Origin of the sequence: Ensifer sp. (assembly GCF_035999185.1) — a bacterium.
Classification (GTDB): Bacteria; Pseudomonadota; Alphaproteobacteria; order Rhizobiales; family Rhizobiaceae; genus Ensifer.
The window spans coordinates 1-2,415 of sequence record NZ_DASYHB010000203.1; the positions used below are offsets into that span (position 1 = coordinate 1).

Sequence of the window (2,415 nt, forward strand, 5' to 3'; positions counted from 1 at the left end):
ATACTTCCTCGTCGAATCGTCGGGAAGGGAGGCGCCCAAAAAAGCGGCCGCGCTCTCTTGTCAAGAACGCGGCCACAAGATGTTGTGGATTGCCCGGGTAAGGATTAGTACCGGTAGTGCTCAGCCTTGAACGGGCCCTGCTGACCGACGCCGATGTAGTCGGCCTGTTCCTGCGACAGCTCGGAGAGCTTGGCGCCGAGCTTCTTCAGGTGCAGACGTGCAACCTTCTCGTCGAGTGCCTTCGGCAGGACGTAGACTTCGTTCTTGTAGTTCGCGCCCTTGGTGAACAGCTCGATCTGAGCCAGCACCTGGTTGGAGAACGATGCCGACATCACGAAGGATGGGTGGCCGGTGGCGTTGCCGAGGTTCAACAGACGACCTTCCGACAGAAGGATCATGCGGTTGCCCTTCGGGAACTCGATCATGTCGACCTGCGGCTTGATGTTCGTCCACTTCAGGTTACGAAGCGCCGAGACCTGGATCTCGTTGTCGAAGTGGCCGATGTTGCCGACGATCGCCATGTCCTTCATCTCGCGCATGTGGTCCATGCGGATGACGTCCTTGTTGCCGGTCGTCGTGATGAAGATGTCGGCCGAGGAGACAACGTCTTCGAGCTGAACGACTTCGAAGCCGTCCATGGCAGCCTGCAGCGCGCAGATCGGGTCGACTTCGGTGACCTTGACGCGGGCGCCGGCGCCCGAGAGCGAAGCTGCCGAGCCCTTGCCGACGTCGCCGTAACCGCAGACGACGGCAACCTTGCCGGCCATCATCACGTCGGTGCCGCGGCGAATGCCGTCAACCAGCGATTCCTTGCAGCCGTACTTGTTGTCGAACTTCGACTTGGTGACCGAATCGTTGACGTTGATTGCCGGGAACGGCAGCAGGCCCTTGGCCTGGAGCTGGTAGAGACGATTGACGCCGGTGGTGGTTTCTTCGGTCACGCCCTTGATGGCGTCGCGCTGCTTGGTGAAGAAGCCCGGCGAAGCCTCGAGGCGCTTCTTGATCTGTGCGAAGAGGATTTCTTCTTCTTCGGAGCCCGGGTTCGAGAGCACGTTTTCGCCGGCTTCGGCGCGGGCGCCGAGCAGGATGTACATGGTGGCGTCGCCGCCATCGTCCAGGATCATGTTGGAGACGCCGCCGTCGGTCCACTGGAAGATCTTGTCCGTGTAGGTCCAGTATTCTTCAAGCGTTTCGCCCTTGACGGCGAAGACCGGGACGCCGCTTGCGGCGATCGCTGCGGCAGCGTGGTCCTGGGTCGAGAAGATGTTGCAGGATGCCCAGCGAACGTCGGCGCCGAGTGCGACCAGCGTCTCGATGAGGACGGCGGTCTGGATGGTCATGTGCAGCGAGCCGGTGATGCGCGCGCCCTTCAGCGGCTTTGCAGCGCCGAACTCTTCGCGGCAGGCCATCAGGCCCGGCATTTCCGTTTCAGCGATCGCAATTTCCTTGCGTCCGAAATCGGCAAGACCGATGTCGGCGACGATATAGTCCTGAGTGGTGGTCATGGAGTTCTCCGGGCTGATCTCTTCAAGCCGCGCGGCCCTTGGCCGTTTCGCGGCGCGACTATGCCTCCCACGCCTGTCGACGCGGTGAGAGTGCGACCGATCTATCAGGATTCAGGAAGGAGGGCAACCTCGATATAAAGAAGTCTTTATATCTTTATATTGTCGTTCAGATTTCTTCGCCGAACTTGTCGGCGACCAGCGCATCGAGCGCGTTCATCGCTTCTTCGGCCTGTGCGCCGCTGGCGGTGACACAGATGCTGCAGCCGGTGCTGGCCGCCAGCATCATCAGTCCCATGATCGAGGTTCCGCCGACGGTCATGCCGTCTTTCGACACGCTGATCTCGGCGTCATAGGCTTCGACGGTCTGCACGAACTTCGCCGATGCCCGCGCATGCAGGCCGCGCTTGTTGATGATCAAGAGTTCGCGCGTCAGCGACATGTCGGGGCGATGATCCATTACTTTCCACTCAGGACGCGGCTGGCGACGTTGATGTACTTCCGTCCGGCTTCCGACGCTTCGACCAGCGCCTTGTCCATGTCGCTTTCGCCACGCACGCCGGCAAGCTTGATCAGCATCGGCAGGTTGACGCCGGCAATGACTTCGACCGTGCCGCTGCGCATGACGGAGATGGCGAGGTTGGAGGGCGTCCCGCCGAACATGTCGGTCAGGATGATGACGCCGTGGCCTTCGTCGACATTGGTCACCGCGTCGAGGATGTCCTGCCGACGCTGGTCCATGTCGTCCTCGGGGCCGATGCAGACGGTCTCTATAGCTTTTTGCGGACCGACGACATGCTCAAGCGCAAGTCGAAATTCCTCAGCCAGCTTGCCATGGGTGACAAGCACAAGTCCGATCATGGGTATCTTCGCTCCAACTGCACACGCAATTCACTGATGGCCAGATATCGCA

The 2,415-nt window shown here is 60.6% G+C and carries 3 protein-coding genes; all 3 read right to left on the reverse strand.

The window, feature by feature from the left end; all coding sequences use genetic code 11:
• Positions 1–104 precede the first annotated feature (104 nt).
• The 3 genes from ahcY to VGO04_RS27560 all read right to left on the reverse strand — a co-directional run bounded on the left by ahcY (position 105) and on the right by VGO04_RS27560 (position 2,363).
• Positions 105–1,505, reverse strand: a complete 1,401-nt coding sequence (ahcY, locus tag VGO04_RS27550; protein ID WP_327499153.1) for an adenosylhomocysteinase — start codon at positions 1,503–1,505, stop codon at positions 105–107.
• Between the two features lie 166 nt (positions 1,506–1,671).
• Positions 1,672–1,962 (reverse strand): HPr family phosphocarrier protein, encoded by a 291-nt coding sequence (locus VGO04_RS27555; protein WP_327499154.1) that lies wholly within the window; start codon positions 1,960–1,962, stop codon positions 1,672–1,674.
• Positions 1,962–2,363 carry a PTS sugar transporter subunit IIA gene (locus tag VGO04_RS27560; protein ID WP_327499155.1) on the reverse strand — a complete coding sequence of 134 codons (402 nt, stop codon included), beginning with the start codon at positions 2,361–2,363 and terminating at the stop codon, positions 1,962–1,964. The genes VGO04_RS27555 and VGO04_RS27560 overlap by 1 nt, the downstream gene beginning before the upstream one ends.
• Positions 2,364–2,415 lie beyond the last annotated feature (52 nt).